Genomic DNA, 17,522 nt, shown 5'->3' with positions numbered 1-17,522 from the left:
ATATATTATGCATGCATAGTATATTTAAGGTTTTTATATTTTATACATAATTTAGGCGCCAGGTTTTGAAGGTCTGATCTCGATTTTGCTCGGTAAGGTTCTTGGATTCATTTTCAATAAATCTACCACTAACTGTCCAATATCCTCAGGTTGAATTTTCCAGGCGTCTTTTTCAGATGGTACATGATTATTAAAATGAGTAGCCACAGAACCCGGCATAATTGTCGAAACTTTAATATTGTACTTTCGTAAATCTAGCATTGCTGCTTGTGTGAAACCAACTGCACCAAATTTCGAGGCATTGTAGCCCGACCCATTTTCAAAGAAATTGGTTCCCGCCAAGCTAGAAATAGTAATAAAATACCCTTCCGATTTTTTCAATTCTTCAACTGATGCTTTTAAAGTGTGGAAAATCCCTGTAAGATTGGTGTCGATCATTGAGGACCATTCTTCAACAGACAATTCATCAACAGGTTTAAAAACACCCATTCCCGCATTCGCAATCACGTAATCTATTTTTCCAAATTTATGCACGATTTCGGAGACTGCACTTTTTTCATCTTCAAAATTCCTAACATTTGATCCAACACCGAAAATTTTATTTTCATTGGTCGAAAGTTCCTGGGCAATTTGCTCAGCATCTTCTTTATTTCTACCGGAAATAGCAACAATAATACCTTGAGCTTGCAATGCTTTTGCGATTCCAAGTCCAATACCTTTGGTTCCACCAGTAATATAAGCGACTTTGTTTTTCATGTAAAATATATTTCCTTAAAGTTAAAAAAAACGCCCCATTTAAGAGGCGTTTTTAACAAACTTTATACTAAGATTTGGTATAGTTCTCGAAAAACAATGGAATACTTTCGATTCCCTTGTAAAAATTATATAAGCCGTAATGCTCATTTGGGGAGTGAATTGCATCAGAATCTAATCCAAAGCCCATCAAAACAGATTTCGCCTCCAGTATTTCTTCAAACATGGCGGTAATGGGGATACTACCACCACTTCTGTACGGAAGCACTTCTTTACCGAAAGCAGTTTCCATGGCTGCTTTCGCCGCCAAGAATTCTTTGGTATCGCTTGGCAAAACATATGGCATACCACCATGATGTGGTGTAACTTTAACTTTCACATTAGCAGGTGCAATTTTTTCAAAATATTTGGTAAATTTTTCCGTGATTTCTGACGGTGTTTGGTAAGGAACCAATCTCATTGATATTTTTGCAAATGCTTTGGACGGTATAACAGTTTTTGCACCTTCGCCAATGTAACCGCCCCAAATTCCGTTGCAGTCCAAGGTTGGACGAATAGATGTTCTTTCTAATGTTGTATATCCTTTTTCACCTTCTACTCCATTTAGACCAATTGATTTTTTGAAATGTTCCGGATCATCTTTTAACTTATTCATTTCTGCTCTTTCCTCATCAGAAAGCGTTTCTACATTATCATAAAAACCATCAATGGTTATATGGCCATCTTCATCAATTAAGTTAGCAATCATGCGTGAAAGTACGTGAATTGGGTTCGGAACAGCTCCTCCGTATAATCCTGAATGCAAATCCCTGTTTGGGCCTTCTACTTGTACTTCTACATAACTTAAACCTCTTAAACCTGTTGTAACTGTTGGCTGTTCGTTGGAATAAATATGGGTATCCGAAATTAAAATGACGTCACAAGATAATTTTTCTTTATTTTTTTTCACAAAAGCTTCTAAACTTTCAGAACCTACTTCTTCTTCACCTTCAAAAATAAATTTAACATTACAAGGTAAAGTGTTTGTTTTCATCATCGCCTCGAACGCTTTAATGTGCATGAAAAACTGTCCTTTATCGTCAGCAGAGCCTCTGGCGAAAATTGCTCCTTCGGGGTGAATTTCAGTTTTTTCAATATAGGGTTCGAATGGAGGCTTAGTCCATAATTCAAGTGGGTCTGGTGGTTGCACATCGTAATGTCCATATACTAAAACGGTAGGTAAACTTTTATCGATTATTTTTTCACCGTATACAATTGGATACCCTTCAGTAGGACAAACTTCAACGGCATCGGCACCTGCGTCTTTCAAAAATTTTGAAACTTCGTCTGCACATTTTAACACTTCATCTTTATAAGCTGGATCTGCACTGATGGAAGCAATTTTTAATAATTCAAAAAGCTCATCAACGTAGCGTTGTTTATTTTCCTGAATGTAATTTAATGTTTCTTTCATTCTATTTTAATTAAATTATTTAAATATCGAATCTTGTAAAAATAAAAAAAATGTCCTGCAGAAGCAAGACATTTGTACTTTAAGTTATAAAAAGTATTATTTCATTTCCGTTGCAGCTGGAGCCGGCGCTTCTACTACCGTTGCTGTGCTGTCTTTCTTAACCTCCATTTGTGGTTGAGCGACAGTCTTTGCCGCCTCATCCATTTTCATAGCTTTTGCAGCTTGCATTTTATCATATTTGGCAGTTGCTTCATCACTCATGACATCGTCATTATATCTTTCAACACCATCGGTCATTTGCAAAACTCCCTTGTTCGAACCCGCCTGAATTTTTTGACAACTAATAGCCAAACCTGCGATTGCAACGCTTAAAATTATTTTTTTCATATCTACTTTATGATGATTAAGAATCTTTCTAATTTTCAATGCTCAAAAGTATGAAATATTACGATTTTTCCCAAAGGTTTTAGACAAATTCTAAAAAGTTCTTAAAATAATTTTATTTTTTTCTGTTTGTGTAAAGATTAAATAGTCTTTTCCACCATCTTTAATTTTATATTTCTTCTTGATTTCATCAGGAGACAAGGGATAATTCTTTGAAATGATATTGAATTGATCTCCTTTCTTAATATTTTTAGAATCAATTGTTTCAACCTTTAAAATCCTACCAGGAAACTCTGATTTTAAGTCTTCAGCAGTGTAAAAATGGGAATTACGGTGCAACTTCTTTAAAGTAAACTTCTCGGAAACACTGTTAAAGCCACCAGATTTCAAAACTGCATTGTTGGGAATATATAAGTACTGAAGAGGTTCTGAATATTCAGAAACCGCCGATTTTTCAGTATCATATTCGAAAGAAAAAGAACTTTCATTAGTTTCGAGATTGGTGCAAACAATTTTTATTTTTTCTTTTAACGTCTTAGGTTTAATAAAGACCAATAATTCCTTCACTTCATTTCGAACCGCAATGATTTGGATTTCAGTAATATTCTTAAGCTCCGATAGCAGATACGAAATATCGATGAGTGGGGAAAGTTTGATGATGATCTGATCAGTTATTTTGCGCAATTGTCTTTGAATCTGCAAAAGGTTTGGTGATAAATCTTCCAGTAGAAATTTTTTATTCTTGTGTTCATCTCTCCTTGCCGGATCCAAATAAATCAGATCAAATCTTTCTTTATTTCCTGATAGGAAATCCTCTAAATTTTGATTGCTAAAGACTGCATTTCTATCTAATATATCCCAGTTATGTTTTACAATCTCAATTAGTTCAGGGTTTTGCTCCACTAAGGTTACTTCATCAAAGTTTTGCGATAAGAAATAAGCATCAATACCAAATCCGGTAGTCAAATCCAGAAAACTTTTTCCTTGTAGATCCTGTGCTTTAAATTCTGCTGTCGCTTGTGACGAAGCTTGTTCTAAATTAAGATTAGGCGGGAAAATAATTTCTTCCTTCAACAGAAAAGGAAATTTTTTGAGTGCCACCTTTTTACCTTTAATTTGCTGTACGATTTCCAGCATCGAAACTTCTGCAAATGGCGATTTTTTCAATAACAAAGAATGCAAATCCGTTTGTAGATTTGCATTAATGTATTGTTGAACTTCTTTGTCTAATATTTTGTATTCCACCTGTTAAATTTAAAAATAATTCGTGTTTTAGTGGCAAAATTACTCGAACATTTCTGCCAGCCGAACTGCTTTAATTTCATTTGATGAATATAAATTTTCTACAGACTTCGTTTTCTCTAATTTCGGATAAAGATTTACACCGATAATTTTAATTTTTCCTTCTTCTACCCAATTTTGCTCTTTGATCGCATGCTCAGAAATTTTTTCCTGAATCCAACCTTTTTTCAAAAGTTCGCAGTAACCACCTTCTTCTTCCATTTCTACAAATAACTTCCAGGATTTCTCTGCAAATTGCTGCGTTAGTTCTTCAATATAATAACTGCCATTCCCGGCATCTTCAAAAACATTAATGATGCTTTCATATGCTAAAACGATCTGTTGCTTAAATGAAATTTCCTGAGAAACGGAATCTGAATTCTCAATTTTATAATCATTGCTAAAAATGGCATCTGCTCCACCAATCATCGTTGCAGAAAGTTCCAGGGTAGAACGGATCAGATTATTCTCCGCATCACTTTTTGATTTATTACGGCACGTATTTTCCGCAAAAACATATGGAATTTGGTCTAATTCGAACTCTTTAGAGAATTGATTAAAAAGCAACTTCAATGCACGGATCTTTGCAATCTCAAAGAAATAATTACTACCTACAGCTACTTTAAAAATAATTTTGTCTAAAATCTCCCGACCGAAAATTTCGGTTAATTCTTTTGTTTTTGCCAAAGAAATCGACAATTGTTGAACGATTGAAGCCCCTGCATTCTGATGAAGGGAAACATCAACACAAATATTTCTTTCGAAATCTTTGGCTAGAAGTTCTTTGCATAGTTGCTGATCGATTTCGCCTTTTTTATCCTCTGAAAAAATATCGATTAAAGAAAAATAACGGTTGGTTTCTTCAGGTGAGATATGCTCAGCTAATTCTTTATTATTTACAAAAATCACTTTTTCTTCCAAATCTTCAACATTTTCGTCCAGCAAAAAAGCAAAGATATTATCTTCTGAACTTTCGCGATAAGGACCGACTAAGTGCGTTGATTCCTCAATTTTAGGCAGATTGTTTAGTGGTTTGGCTACGGCATCATAATAAGGTTTAATCACAATATCTTCAAGATCTTCTTTAGATAAGATACCATAAATATTTTCGGTCTTTAATTGTTTTTGAACGACAGCCTCCCAGTCTTGAAGTGGTGTTTTTTTAAACATATTTTATATGATGTTGCCTCTTATGGCTTTAAAATAATTTATAATTTTTATCGAATAAATTCCTCGTATTGTAATTTTCCGTTATTTCTTAACTGCATTTGCACTGTCTACCACCAAAATGAAAATTTCCTCATTTGGTTTTTTCATAAAGTAGTTCTCGCGTGCATACTTTTCCTTCTCTGCTTTATTGTTCATCAATTTCTTGTAGAACTCATCATTTTTTTGATACTCCGATTGATAGTACGCAAGCTGTTGCTCATATTTATTGACTTCTCCGTTCAATTCATTGATGACTAAAAATGAAGTACTGTCGAAAAAAACCATCCAGACTAAAAAAAGAAATATGGTCACAAAATACTTATTCACCACATATTTCTGGAGGAATTTAAACTTCGCCGATTTAGGTTTTATTTCTTTAATTAAATCTTCCATTTAATGGGTTTGTTTTAAAGTATTATTGATCACTGTAGAAAGAAAATCAATCGCCACCGTATTTTGTTTCATATTCGGAACAATTAAATCTGCTTCATTTTTGGACGGCTCTATGAATTCCTGATGCATCGGTTTCAGGGTCGTCTGGTAACGATGTAAAACTTCCTGTAAATCACGGCCGCGTTCTTGCGTGTCACGACGAATTCTTCTGATTAATCTTTCATCTGAATCGGCATGAACAAATACTTTTAAGTCGTACTCATTCAATAGGTCAGAATTTGTTAACACCAAAATTCCTTCGACAATTAAAACATTTCTCGGTTCTATCGAAACGTGGTCACCAGTTCTGGAATGCGTAACAAATGAATAGATCGGTTGCTCAATCATCTCGCCATTTTTCAAAGCTTTCACGTGTTTAATAAGCAATTCAAAATCGATTGATTTTGGGTGATCATAATTCAGCATTTCTCTTTCTGACAAGGTAAGATGCTGATTATCGTGATAATAATTGTCCTGAGAAAGTACGTTGACTCCCTCTGTATTAAGTTGCTGAAGAATTTTATTGACTACAGTAGTTTTTCCTGATCCAGTTCCTCCTGCAATTCCGATAACGAGCATAATAATGTTTTTACAAATATAAGATTTTGTCTTAAATTCCTTTATAAATCCGTCCTTAAATTGATTGAAAGATAGAACTATCCTCTTTGTTCGATATTAAAAATGAAATAAATCACTGCCACAACCCGCGCCAAGAACTCACGAGATTGATTTCGATAATAGGAATTATTGGTCAGGACATCCTGTGCATCAAAGCCCAGCGCATTCATTCCATTATTTCTGGCGTAGAATAAAGCCCGGAGATTATGAAATCCCTGCGAAACGATAATTACATCTTTCTGGTTGAAAACTTCGATACAGTTCTTTATACTCGCCTGCGTTTTAAACCCTTTTAGATCTTCACTAATGATATTTTCGGGAACTCCTTCTTGATAAATGAGGTAGTTTTTCATGGCTGCAGGTTCATCGTAACCCCGACTTTTCTCACCACTCACTATGATTTTTTTAATTTTTCCATGGTGAAACAAAAGTGCGGCAGCATCCATACGTGCAGTAAAGTAAGGATTTGAAAGACCGGATTTCATTTTTGGAGAAGTTCCTAAAACTAATGCAGTTTCCCGCGGTGGAATTTTAGAAATTTTCGTGTAGGTTCTTCCGTTAGTAACGGCAAAAACCCAGATATTAGCTAATATCATTAGTAGAATCCCTATTTCAACGAGATTAAAAAATGATTTTAATATGTCTAATATTTTCTTCAAAATGTTTCCGATAGATCAAAATTAACTTTTATTTTATTGCTTAAAACGACAGACATACAAGCTAATATTTTTCCAGCTTCTACTTCCTTCGCCGTCAAATATTCGTTTTCCAGCAGTTCCACTTCACCTTCTTCCAGAATACATTCACAACTGCCACAGATACCAGATTTACAGGAATAGGGTACTGGAAATTTCTGTATTAATAACTGCTGTAAAAGACGCATTTTATTATTCTTCAATGTAGTGGAATATTTTCTATTGAATAATTTAAAATCGACTTCTATATCATTAATCACAGGAAATTCCTTTTCTACAGGATAAATGTCCTCATTAAATTCCTCAAACAACTCAAAGTGAATATTTCTTTTCGGAATACCATGTTTATAGCAAGCATTTGCAATCGATTTTATCATTTCCCCTTTTCCGCAAATCAAGACCTCATCAACGGCGTCCCAAATCGTACTTTCTTCGTCCGTATCATCTAACATTAAAATCTGATTGATGATCAAAGCAACTTTCTTTTCGTTTAACCGACCTTCAAAAAGACCATTTCCAACTTTTTCCTGAGATAAAAAATAGTGAATCTCCAATCGATTGGGATGATTTCTTACCAACTCATCCAATTCAGTTTTAAATGCAATTTCGCTTCGGTTCTTATTTCCGTAAAAAAGAAAAAGGCGTGTCCGGGGTTCGTTATGTAAAATATTTTTGAAATGACTCAAAACTGGAGTAATTCCGATGCCACCAGCAAAACCAACAATTGTTCGAAATTCGTGTGGTTTGGAGACTATGGTAAATCGACCACGCGGTTCGGAAACTTCTACTTTATCACCAACTTGCAAACCTTTAAAAAGGGAATTTGCAAAACTTTCACCGCCACTAATCTTAATTCCTAATGTGATCTTTTCTTCGAAAGGAGCCGATGTCATTGAGAAATCCTTAAAACGAACTTCACCTTGTGATGAAAATTTAATGGTTACGTATTGTCCTGCTTCAAATCGGTAATATGCTGATAACTCCGCTGGAATATTAAATTCAAGTGAAAAGGTACTTTTGGTCAGTTCTTCCTTTTTCGTTAATTTTAGCCAGTGAAATTCTATTTGTCGGGCTTTCGGTAAAAGATTTTCCATAATTAATAAGAATTCAAAAATAATAAAAATATAATGAAAAGAGTAATTTTAAGCATCGCCGTTTTTTCTCTGATGGCAGCTTGTAATAAAGAGGCAAAAGTTGACGAGACGGTAGATACCACTACTTCTGATTCTGTTGTGATCGATAATGCACCTGTAGGGGAAGGTTCTATTGCTACATTCCAAAAAGTTGAATGGAGTCCAGAAGAAACTTCAAAAATGCTGGGTAAGCAAAATAACGATACCCTCTATGTGACGAACTTTTTCGCTACCTGGTGTGGACCTTGTGTAAAAGAAATTCCACATTTTAAAGCAAAAATGGCCGAAATGAAAGGTCAGCCTGTTAAATTTACGTTTGTAAGTTTGGATGAGCGTAGTGAATGGGACAAAGCTTTACCAAAATTTGTTGCCGAACATGGACTTGCTCCACACGTTGTCGTTTTGGACGGTTCGAAATTAACACCCGAATTTTTTCCAGCTAATTTTAAAAAATGGGATGGAGGTGCGATTCCTTTTACTTTAATGAGAAAAGGAGATAAAACTGATGAAACATTAGGTTCAATGAGTGAAGAGATGCTTACTGAAAAACTTAACTCTTTTAAATAATAAATTTGAACTAATCGCAAGGGAACCAGTATTAATAATCGATTCCTTTGCGATTTTTTTTATTTAAAAAGTTAATTCCGAACCGGAAAATGACTAAGAATCTAAGAATCTTTGCGATAATTTCTTACTTCTTTATATTTCTAATGGGAGGTATGATCGCGATGCCGTTGGGGCTTATTATGCTATTTTCCCTCTCTGATTTAAATGATTTAAAATGGACTGTTTATGGAATCATAGGTTTTTTAATCGTGATTATCAATATGAATTATAAAATTTCAAAAAAATCATTAATTATTAATTTTCTGTCGTTCATTTTATTGCTGATGCCGATCACGAACCGTTTATATCGATTTTCCTCAGACTGGTTTAATTTTCCACTCTTTTACGTCCCATTGTTATTATTTATCACCCTTTATTTGACCTCTTTATTTTTTGATTTTAAAGAATTAGAAAAAACATCTAACGTAAATTAATCTGTGGAGAAAAAGTTTAAAATCACCATTCTTTTAATCATTGTCGGAATAATAATTTCGATGTTTATTAATTTGAACATTGGTTTTATGACTTTAAATCTCTCTGATTTTTTCTCTTCTCAGTCTGCTAATTCTCAGATCGCTGATCTACGAATTAACAGGATCTTAATTATGATGCTGGCGGGAATTTCTATTCCAACCTCAGGATTTTTGTTGCAAGAATATTTTCAAAATCCATTAGCTGGACCTTCGGTTTTGGGAATTACTTCGATCGCGAGTTTGAGCGTTGCGTTTTATATCTTCTTTTCACAAGACTTCATTTTACCTGAGTTTTTACAAAATAGCTTTCTAAGTATTTCTGCAATTGCCGGGAGTTTATTGTTAATGGTGGTTCTCTTAGCATTCTCGGGTAAATTTCAAGATAAATCATTCCTTATTATTTTTGGATTTTTGATCTCAGCTTTAGCTGGTGCGGTGGTTTCCATTCTACAATTTTACGCAGAGAATCAGAGTTTAAAAAATTATATACTTTGGAGCTTTGGTGCTAATAACCAAGTTTCCCGGAGTCAAATTGTAGTCCTTAGTATTATTGTTATTGTGGGTTTATTTTTAAGTTTCAAAACCATAAAACCATTAATTGGAAATTCTTTAGGAATCGCCTATGCACAAAGTTTAGGAGTGAATTTAAGACAATTGAAATTCTTTGTCATCATCGCATCTTCTTTACTCTCCGCATCTGTAACAGCTTTTTTAGGTCCAATCTTATTTATTGGGATTGTAGTTCCCCACTTTTGCCGAATGCTCTTTAATCCAGCAAAATTATGGCAGCAATGGATTCTGAATATACTATTAGGAATTCTAATAATGGAATTTTTCTCTATTATCTCAGAATCTACCCAATTTCCTTTGAATGTGATAACCTCTCTATTTGGTATTCCAGTGATATTAACCATGATGTTGAAAGGTAGAAAAGCTTAATAATTCTTTTTAACGACTGACAGGAAGAATAGTTGAAATTAAAACGAAATAAACATATCTATAAAAAAGAAGAGTTAAAAAAAACAGTTCATATTTACTTTACCACCATTTTATTCCTCGGCAAACCAATTTCATGTTCCTGCGGATAAGGCTGTCGCCACGTCATACTCACATCTTCGTTGATCTTTTTGTGAACTTCATAACTTTTATCCTGGTCTTCCGCATATCTTGGATCGGGAATAAAAGGCATTTTTGCCATCTTGAAAATCGTAATCGTGGGGAAATGAAAATCAACTTCCACTTGTCCCAATAACAAATAACAACCACCACCTTGAAAAGGATACTTTTGTAAATTATCCGGAAAATGTGCCGTATCAAAAAAGTTTCCTTCTTGATCAATCCAGGTTCCGAAAAACATGGCTCCTTTCTTGGTCGGAACGTGCTTTCGCGAAATTAAATACGCCAACATTCTCACTTGTCGTTTATGATACTTCGGTAAATGTCTTGCCATGATGATACTGCGGTATTTTGTTTGTAATAAATCAAAAGGACTGCAAGACACGGCAAACCCCAGAATTTCTATTTCATCAAAAGCATCCTCAAACCGGTTTCTTTTCAAATCTGGAAGTTGGTATTCCTGAACTGGAGTTTCAAAAAAAGTCGGCAATCGGTATTCTGGTTTGAAATGAATCATCAGTAATCTCGCTTCAATTAGCAATTCATTTTTCTGTTTTCCTGTAAATCGAAAAGCACCCACAAAAATTAAAGTCTGTAAAGTTTCAATTCCGACTGGGACCCGTTTGATAAAATTTTCCAATGAAGTATAATCTCCATTCTTCTTTCTTTCATCTGGAATAAAATGCACGATTCTACTATCGAGTTTTTCAATATGCATTAAACCCAAAAAAACATGGTCGCCATAAACCGTAGTTTCAAACAAACTCTTATTCACACACGGATTATGAATTTTCCCACCACCCATTCGGCATTCGTGAACATAAACTTCGGTCCGGTAAAATCCACCGCCATTATTGATGGCAGAAACCATAAACTCAATCGGATAATAAACCTTTAAATACAAGCTTTGATAGCTCTCGACCGCATAAGAAGCCGAATGTGCTTTGCAAAAAGAATAACCCGCAAACGATTCAATCTGACGATAAACTTCTTTCGACAACTGTTCTGGATGTCCTTTTTTCGCACAAGATTCAAAAAAATGATCACGTACTTCCTGCAACTTTTCTATGGACCGACTTTTTCCACTCATCGCCCGTCGCAACACATCACCATCATCTGCAGAAACGCCACCGAAATGCAAAGCGATTTTGATGACATCTTCCTGATAAACCATAATTCCGTACGTTTCTCCCAGTTGCTGTTTAAAAACATCATGGAAATATTCAAACTTCGTCGGATTATTATGTCGGAAAATATATTCCTTCATCATGCCACTTTTCGCCACACCTGGACGAATGATCGAAGAAGCTGCGACCAAAGTTGGATAATCCTCACATTTCAGCCGTCGCAACAAACCCCGCATGGCCGGACTTTCAATATAAAAACAACCGATCGTTTTTCCAATACTTAAATAATTATTGCAGTTTTTATCATTTTTAAAAATCGTGGTTTTATGGATATCAATATCAACTCCCTGATTTTTTTTCACCAGATCAAGTGTATCTTTAATGCTTCCCAGACCACGCTGAGAAAGAATATCAAACTTTTCAAAGCCAATATCTTCCGCCACATTCATATCAAATTGTACGATAGGGAAACCTTTCGGTGGCATTTCCAAAGCCGTGTAATTGGTAATCGGTTCCTGGGAAATGATAATTCCGCAGGAATGCATACTGCGTTGATTCGGAAATTTCTCTAACAGCATTCCATATTTCTGCACGAGTTTTACGACTTTATTATCATCATGAGTTACCATGGGATTTTTGGCGAGAACATCGAGTTCTTCTTTAGGTAAACCAAATGCTTTCCCAACTTCCCGAAAAATAGAGCGGTATTTAAACTCGACATTCGTTCCACAAAAAGCAACGTGCTCTTTTCCGTATCGTTCAAAAATATATTTTAGAATTTCATCACGTTCCCGCCAACTCCAGTCAATATCAAAATCAGGTGGATTTCTACGTCGCGTATTCAGAAAACGTTCAAAATAGAGATTGAGTTCGATGGGACAAATCTCTGTAATTCCGAGGCAATAACTAATAATACTGTTCGCTCCACTTCCACGACCAACATGCAGAAAACCACGACTCATGCTGTATTTTACAATATCTAACGTGATCAGAAAGTAGCCTGCGAAGTTCATTTCTGTAACCACTCTCAATTCTATTTCAATCCGATCGATGACGATCTGCGTTCTTTCAGGATATCTTTTATCCAAACCTTCATAAGCGAGTTTTCTTAAAAGTGCATCGTCGCTTTCTTTGTTTTCGGTAAAATAGATTTTATTTTTCGGTGTTTTAAAATCAAAATTGAATTCCGCCGTATTCAAAATGTATTGCGTATTTTCAATGATTTTCGGATATCTTTTAAATTTATCTAAAATACCTTCAACCGATTCAAAAACTTCATTTGGTGAACAATAATCACTTTCCGAGAGTTTCGAAATTAAAGTATTCTGATCGATGGCTCTCAAAATTCGGTGCAGATTAAATTCCTTTTTTGTTTTAAAAGTTATTGGATGTAGAATTACCATTTTGTCTAAAAATTTTTTCCATTCCGGTCGTATCAAAAGGTTCAGTTCTTCTGCCCGAACTCCAATAAATTCGTTTTCTTTTAATACCTCCGGAATATTTCCCAAAGAATAAATGACAAAAACGTTCTGAAAATCCGGTGAAACCTGTGGAAGTTCAATGCCGTCACAATTATGATTGGTCAGCAAACGGTTGATCTCGGCAATTCCAGTTTCATCTTTGGCAATCGTAATATAAAGGAGTTGATTTTCCTTGCGAATTTCTACCCCAACAATCGGTTTGATGCCGAATTTTTCACATTCCTTTTTAAAATCATAAATCGCTGTCACGGTATTGATGTCTGTCAATACTAATTCTTTTGCACCGGCATCGGCGGCTTGCTTCACCAGTTCTTCAACCGATAAAGTGCCGTAACGAAGGCTGTGGTAAGTGTGGGAATTGAGGAACACGATAATGAATTTTTAATTTTTAATCTTGTTTAAAATACGAGACAAAGTTTTTTTGGAAAAATGATTCTTTAAATTAGGGCGAGGCATTTGACTTCGTCGAATCTTCAATTTCAGTTAGCAAAGCCAAATTTTTATGTAATTTTTTTTGCTTTTGAATATTTAAAAAGAAATACAACTTTTATAACTTTTGTGATTAAAAAAAATTCTATAAAGTTTAAACATTAAGAAATTAAGATGATTAAGACTTCTCCGAAATTGAATTACGCACCCCTTTTTTGGGCTTTTGAATAACTTAAAAAAGGAATAATCTTTTGTGACTTTTGTGGTTAAAAAATCCCTAGAAATTTTAAATATTAAGAAATTAAGATGATTAAGACTTCTCCGAAATTGAATTACGCACCCCTTTTTTGGACTTTTGAATAACTTAAAAAAATAAAACTTTTGTGACTTTTGTAGTTAAAAAAAACTTCTCATAACTCAGGCAATCAGCTCAAATCCAGAAGCGCGTCCCACCGCATTTTTACCAAAGCGGTTTTTCATACGGTCCATGGCCTGATAGAGATTCATTAATTCTTCGCTGTCCTCAAATAAATTCATTTGATAGGTTCCGTGCACGAGATTCGTAAACCGTAATCCGATCAAACGGAGTCGCATTCTTCGGGTGTAGAGTTTCTCAAATAGATCCAAAGCGACTCTTGCTAAAGTATGGTCAATCGACGTATAAGAGATTTTACACTGTTTGGTTTCGGTATCGAAATTGGCATATCGGATTTTTAAAACTACGGTGGAAGTCAGCCATTTCTCTTTTCTCAACTGATATGCCAGTGATTCTGCCATACCCGAAATTAATCTCTTCAGTTCAAAAATATCCATGGTATCATTCGTAAAAGTATGTTCTTTGGAAAGCGATTTTCTTTCGGAATACGGAACAACGGGAGTGAGATCGATTCCATTCGCTTTTTTCCAAAGTTCGCCTCCATTTTTTCCAATCATTTGCTGTAAAACCAAAACGGGCATATCGGCTAAAGTCTGAATCGTTCTAATTCCGATTCTCGAAAGCAGTTGAAAAGTCACATCGCCAACCATCGGGATTTTCCTAACGGATAAAGGATTGAGAAATGGTTTTATATTTTGAGCCGGAATTTCTAATCTTCCGACAGGTTTTGATTCTCCAGTACCGATTTTGGAAACCGTTTTATTCGTGGACAACGCAAAACTGATAGGCAAACCTGTATTTTTAGTCACGGAATCTGCAATTTCTTTAGTCCATTGATAACAGCCAAAAAACTGATCCATACCGGAGAGATCCATATAAAATTCATCGATGCTGGCTTTTTCCAAAATCGGAACTTTCTCCTGAATAATTTCGGTTACTTCTTTAGAAAATTTCGAGTAACGTTCATAATCACCACGGATTACTTTTGCTTCTGGACATAATCGCATTGCCATTTTAATTGGCATTGCAGATCGCACCCCGAAATAACGTGCTTCATAAGAGCAAGAAGCCACTACTCCACGATCACCACCACCAATAATGACAGGAATACCATTTAATTTTGGTTCCTGTAACCTTTCACAAGACACAAAGAAAGTGTCCAAATCCATATGTGCAATTGCTCGATTCATGGGTACAAACTTAGTATGATTTATATCAAAAATCCGTATATTTGTTGCTATAATTTATAGCAATGTCAATTTTATCAGAAAACATGCGGTATCTGAGAGGTCAGCAAAAATACTCGCAACAGAAAATCGCTGATGACCTTTTAATTACCCGCGGGCGGTACGCAAAATATGAAGATGGCTCCAGTGAACCACCTATCGAAATTCTAATTCGTCTGTCTAAATATTTCCGAATAAGCATCGATTTATTGGTCGGTCTGGATTTGAGTAAATATTCTTTAGAAAAGATGATGAAGCTACCAGATAACCGCACTATTCTTCCGATTACGGTCGATGAAAAAGGGGAAAACAAAATAGAGATTATTCCCGAAAAAGCTCAAATGGGTTATCTGCAAGGCTACAGCGATCCGGAATATATTGAGAAATTACAAACGATTTCGCTGCCTTTTTTGAGGAACGGAAAATTCCGGGCGTTCCCGGCGAGTGGAGATTCAATGCCGCCTTTTAAAAACGGAACTTTCATCGTGGGAAAATATGTGGAAAATGTAAGCGATCTAAAGAAAGATAAAACTTATATTTTCATTACCCAAAATGAAGGCGTTGTTTATAAAAGATTTGAAAAGAAAACATCCAGAAATATTACGGTGAGTTCTGATAATCCGTTGTATAAGCCTTATGATATTAAACTTTCTGAGTTGGTGGAGATATGGGAATATGCGTGCAGTATTAATACGGCGGAATTCGAAACGGAAACTCTGGATATGATGACGGTGAAGGATATGTTTTTGAGTTTGAAAAAAGAAATTGATTTGATTAAAAAGAAGTAATATATAACAAATTAATTTTCAACATGGAGTTTTTCGCCAAGTGATTGCTTCATTAATTTTCATTAGGAAGTTTGTTTTTATTCTATTTTTTACGATACACAAAATAGGAAATTAAAAGGCAAACATTTACCAAAACCGCAAAAGCATTGGAGAGAATAATTGGCAATTCTTCTTTGATGAAACCATACCAAACCCATAGCGAAAGACCTCCAATTAAACTCGTAATCATCAGCCAGGAAAGATCTTCTACATTCTTCTCTTTTAAAACTTTGATCAGTTGTGGCAACATCGCTACTGAAGTAATTGCACCAGCCACAAGACCTAAAATATTTTCGTTCATGTTATTAATTAGAACACGAATTTAGGAAAAAGTACAGTAGAATTTGAAATACCCCTTTATTTAAATGATAAATATAAGAGCGTGAATCAAAAACTTAAATTTTTATTGATATATTTAATGTAGAAAACCAATTCAATAATGAGCATTAGCAAATGGAGTTGTATTTACTATAACAAAATGGTGGAAAACATTACCCTGCTTTGATTGCTGTTGGTTTCCTGTTTTTATCCTGGATCATGTTGGTTTTGGACTTTTCTCCTTTTGGTAAAGAGTTGAAATCCAGCTTAAGTTGGCTCAGTTTAAAAGATGCAGGAACAGCCCGAACAATTATTTCTACGGTTGCGGGCGCAATTATTTCGCTCACCGTTTTCAGTTTTTCGATGGTAATGATTGTGCTAAATCAGGCGGCTTCGCAAATGAGCAACCGCGTGTTGAACAGCATGATTGAAAACCGTTTTCAGCAAGTAATTTTAGGAATATATATTGGAACCATCGTTTATGCTTTGTTTCTATTGAGTACGATCAGGGATATTTCCAGTGGTATTTATGTTCCGACACTCAGTATTTATCTTCTTATTTTATTAACGGTAATTGATATTTTCTTGTTTATTTATTTCCTGGATTATGTCACCCAAACAGTGAAATATGAAACGGTGATTGATCGGGTAAGAAAGCAGACGTTTAAAACCATGGAAAAGGATTTTGAACTTATTAAAAATCAATCCTTTAATTGGAAACATTTGCTTTCGAGAGAGATTAAAGCACAGAAATCAGATTATTTTCAAGGGTTCAATGAGAAAAGACTGCTGGATTATTGTGTTGAAAATGATTTATATGTTTCCTTTTATTTTCGTCAAGGCACTTTTATTTTAGAGGATACGCCTTGTATTCGCGTTTACAAAAAAGATGAAATTACCGATGATCAATTAAAAACAATTTCAGATTCAGCAGATTTTTTCAGCGGCCAACCCATTGACCGAAGTGCAGATTATGGCTTCAATCAGTTGGCAGAAATTGCGCTAAAAGCTTTAAGTCCAGGAATTAATGATCCAGCGACGGCTGTTTTAAGTCTTCATGCGATTTTTGCGCTGCTCCAATTTAAAATGACGCATGAACTTCCTGCCTTTCTATATGACGATGAAAAAACACCCCGAATTTATCGTCCAACGTCCAACTTCACTCAGAATTTTGAGAAGTGCGTCGTGCCGATTTGGAATTATGGAAAAGAAGACCAATACATTCAAACGCAATTATTCGGTATGATTACCCAAATACAAAAGTTGGATTCTGAAAATCATTTTAGAGAGCTTTTTGAAACTTGGCTAAGAAAAATCGAAATCGAAAAACAGAGCTTTTGTAATTGATAAAAACTAAAGTTGAAAGAACAAGACCGCGAATGACAGCGGATTGCTTTTAACTAAACTAGAAATTCTTTTCAAAAAGTTGAATTAAAATTTCACAACTTCAAAAACACCAATTCTTTACAAACTCTATCTTCTTGAACTTAATTATTTTATAGTATTTCTGAAATAATTTCTCTGCTCATTGGCTCCAATAAATCTATGTTTATGGTTATCTTTGCAAAATTCAAAACTTAAAGAG

Annotated in this window: 16 protein-coding genes; 4 read left to right on the top strand and 12 right to left on the bottom strand. The window is 34.9% G+C overall.

Going from position 1 to position 17,522, the window contains the following annotated elements; genetic code table 11:
• Positions 1 to 51: 51 nt before the first annotated feature.
• The 9 genes from FNJ88_RS13130 to FNJ88_RS13090 form a co-directional block, all read right to left on the bottom strand.
• The gene (locus FNJ88_RS13130) at positions 52 to 756 is read right to left on the bottom strand and encodes an SDR family oxidoreductase (RefSeq protein ID WP_143853685.1); all 705 of its coding nucleotides are present in this window, start codon (positions 754 to 756) and stop codon (positions 52 to 54) included.
• Between the two features lie 67 nt (positions 757 to 823).
• Positions 824 to 2,206 carry a dipeptidase gene (locus FNJ88_RS13125; protein ID WP_143853684.1) on the bottom strand — a complete coding sequence of 461 codons (1,383 nt, stop codon included), beginning with the start codon at positions 2,204 to 2,206 and terminating at the stop codon, positions 824 to 826.
• A 96-nt stretch (positions 2,207 to 2,302) separates the two neighbouring features.
• Positions 2,303 to 2,632, bottom strand: a complete 330-nt coding sequence (locus FNJ88_RS13120) for a hypothetical protein (protein ID WP_228414531.1) — start codon at positions 2,630 to 2,632, stop codon at positions 2,303 to 2,305.
• A gap of 51 nt (positions 2,633 to 2,683) precedes the next feature.
• Positions 2,684 to 3,835 (bottom strand): class I SAM-dependent methyltransferase, encoded by a 1,152-nt coding sequence (locus FNJ88_RS13115; RefSeq protein WP_143853683.1) that lies wholly within the window; start codon positions 3,833 to 3,835, stop codon positions 2,684 to 2,686.
• Positions 3,836 to 3,874: 39 nt separating this feature from the next.
• On the bottom strand, positions 3,875 to 5,041 hold the full coding sequence (locus FNJ88_RS13110; RefSeq protein ID WP_143853682.1) for a methylmalonyl-CoA mutase family protein: 1,167 nt from the start codon (positions 5,039 to 5,041) through the stop codon (positions 3,875 to 3,877).
• 81 nt (positions 5,042 to 5,122) lie between these two features.
• Entirely contained in the window at positions 5,123 to 5,473 is a 351-nt protein-coding gene (locus FNJ88_RS13105; RefSeq protein WP_143853681.1) for an FtsB family cell division protein, read from the bottom strand.
• Complete coding sequence (gene udk, locus FNJ88_RS13100) at positions 5,474 to 6,091, bottom strand: uridine kinase (RefSeq protein ID WP_143853680.1); 618 nt, start codon at positions 6,089 to 6,091, stop codon at positions 5,474 to 5,476. It lies immediately after the preceding gene.
• Between the two features lie 77 nt (positions 6,092 to 6,168).
• Complete coding sequence (locus FNJ88_RS13095; protein ID WP_410495021.1) at positions 6,169 to 6,789, bottom strand: vancomycin high temperature exclusion protein; 621 nt, start codon at positions 6,787 to 6,789, stop codon at positions 6,169 to 6,171.
• Positions 6,786 to 7,919, bottom strand: a complete 1,134-nt coding sequence (locus FNJ88_RS13090) for a 2Fe-2S iron-sulfur cluster-binding protein (protein WP_143853678.1) — start codon at positions 7,917 to 7,919, stop codon at positions 6,786 to 6,788. The genes FNJ88_RS13095 and FNJ88_RS13090 overlap by 4 nt, the downstream gene beginning before the upstream one ends.
• Positions 7,920 to 7,952: 33 nt before the next feature.
• On the opposite strand from FNJ88_RS13090, the gene FNJ88_RS13085 reads away from it, so the two are divergent.
• Both FNJ88_RS13085 and FNJ88_RS13080 read left to right on the top strand, forming a co-directional pair.
• Complete coding sequence (locus tag FNJ88_RS13085; RefSeq protein ID WP_143853677.1) at positions 7,953 to 8,525, top strand: TlpA family protein disulfide reductase; 573 nt, start codon at positions 7,953 to 7,955, stop codon at positions 8,523 to 8,525.
• 533 nt (positions 8,526 to 9,058) lie between these two features.
• Positions 9,059 to 9,976 (top strand): iron ABC transporter permease, encoded by a 918-nt coding sequence (locus FNJ88_RS13080; protein ID WP_143853931.1) that lies wholly within the window; start codon positions 9,059 to 9,061, stop codon positions 9,974 to 9,976.
• A gap of 94 nt (positions 9,977 to 10,070) precedes the next feature.
• Here FNJ88_RS13080 and FNJ88_RS13075 read toward each other — a convergent pair whose 3' ends face one another.
• The gene (locus FNJ88_RS13075; RefSeq protein WP_143853676.1) at positions 10,071 to 13,130 is read right to left on the bottom strand and encodes a DNA polymerase III subunit alpha; all 3,060 of its coding nucleotides are present in this window, start codon (positions 13,128 to 13,130) and stop codon (positions 10,071 to 10,073) included.
• Between the two features lie 477 nt (positions 13,131 to 13,607).
• Entirely contained in the window at positions 13,608 to 14,756 is a 1,149-nt protein-coding gene (dinB, locus tag FNJ88_RS13070; RefSeq protein WP_143853675.1) for a DNA polymerase IV, read from the bottom strand.
• 62 nt (positions 14,757 to 14,818) lie between these two features.
• Between dinB and FNJ88_RS13065 the strand changes: the two genes are divergently transcribed.
• Positions 14,819 to 15,580, top strand: coding sequence for an XRE family transcriptional regulator (locus FNJ88_RS13065; RefSeq protein ID WP_143853674.1), 762 nt, complete (start codon positions 14,819 to 14,821; stop codon positions 15,578 to 15,580).
• 82 nt (positions 15,581 to 15,662) lie between these two features.
• On the opposite strand, the gene FNJ88_RS13060 is transcribed toward FNJ88_RS13065, so the two are convergent.
• Positions 15,663 to 15,920 (bottom strand): SemiSWEET transporter, encoded by a 258-nt coding sequence (locus FNJ88_RS13060; RefSeq protein ID WP_143853673.1) that lies wholly within the window; start codon positions 15,918 to 15,920, stop codon positions 15,663 to 15,665.
• 200 nt (positions 15,921 to 16,120) lie between these two features.
• Here FNJ88_RS13060 and FNJ88_RS13055 point away from each other — a divergent pair, with 200 nt between their 5' ends.
• Entirely contained in the window at positions 16,121 to 17,284 is a 1,164-nt protein-coding gene (locus FNJ88_RS13055; RefSeq protein ID WP_143853672.1) for a DUF2254 domain-containing protein, read from the top strand.
• Positions 17,285 to 17,522: the final 238 nt, after the last annotated feature.

Origin of the sequence: Chryseobacterium sp. SNU WT5, from assembly GCF_007362475.1 — a bacterium.
In the GTDB taxonomy this organism is placed as follows: domain Bacteria; phylum Bacteroidota; class Bacteroidia; order Flavobacteriales; family Weeksellaceae; genus Kaistella.
This window is presented reverse-complemented; position numbering and strand designations above follow the sequence as displayed.

Excerpts from the sequence above, each read along its gene's own strand:
- FNJ88_RS13060 (WP_143853673.1), bottom strand. The coding sequence starts at position 15,920 with ATGAACGAAAATATTTTAGGTCTTGTGGCTGGTGCAATTACTTCAGTA.
- udk (WP_143853680.1), bottom strand. The coding sequence starts at position 6,091 with ATGCTCGTTATCGGAATTGCAGGAGGAACTGGATCAGGAAAAACTACT.
- FNJ88_RS13085 (WP_143853677.1), top strand. The coding sequence starts at position 7,953 with ATGAAAAGAGTAATTTTAAGCATCGCCGTTTTTTCTCTGATGGCAGCT.
- dinB (WP_143853675.1), bottom strand. The coding sequence starts at position 14,756 with ATGAATCGAGCAATTGCACATATGGATTTGGACACTTTCTTTGTGTCT.
- FNJ88_RS13105 (WP_143853681.1), bottom strand. The coding sequence starts at position 5,473 with ATGGAAGATTTAATTAAAGAAATAAAACCTAAATCGGCGAAGTTTAAA.
- FNJ88_RS13130 (WP_143853685.1), bottom strand. The coding sequence starts at position 756 with ATGAAAAACAAAGTCGCTTATATTACTGGTGGAACCAAAGGTATTGGA.
- FNJ88_RS13080 (WP_143853931.1), top strand. The coding sequence starts at position 9,059 with ATGTTTATTAATTTGAACATTGGTTTTATGACTTTAAATCTCTCTGAT.
- FNJ88_RS13110 (WP_143853682.1), bottom strand. The coding sequence starts at position 5,041 with ATGTTTAAAAAAACACCACTTCAAGACTGGGAGGCTGTCGTTCAAAAA.
- FNJ88_RS13090 (WP_143853678.1), bottom strand. The coding sequence starts at position 7,919 with ATGGAAAATCTTTTACCGAAAGCCCGACAAATAGAATTTCACTGGCTA.
- FNJ88_RS13125 (WP_143853684.1), bottom strand. The coding sequence starts at position 2,206 with ATGAAAGAAACATTAAATTACATTCAGGAAAATAAACAACGCTACGTT.
- FNJ88_RS13065 (WP_143853674.1), top strand. The coding sequence starts at position 14,819 with ATGTCAATTTTATCAGAAAACATGCGGTATCTGAGAGGTCAGCAAAAA.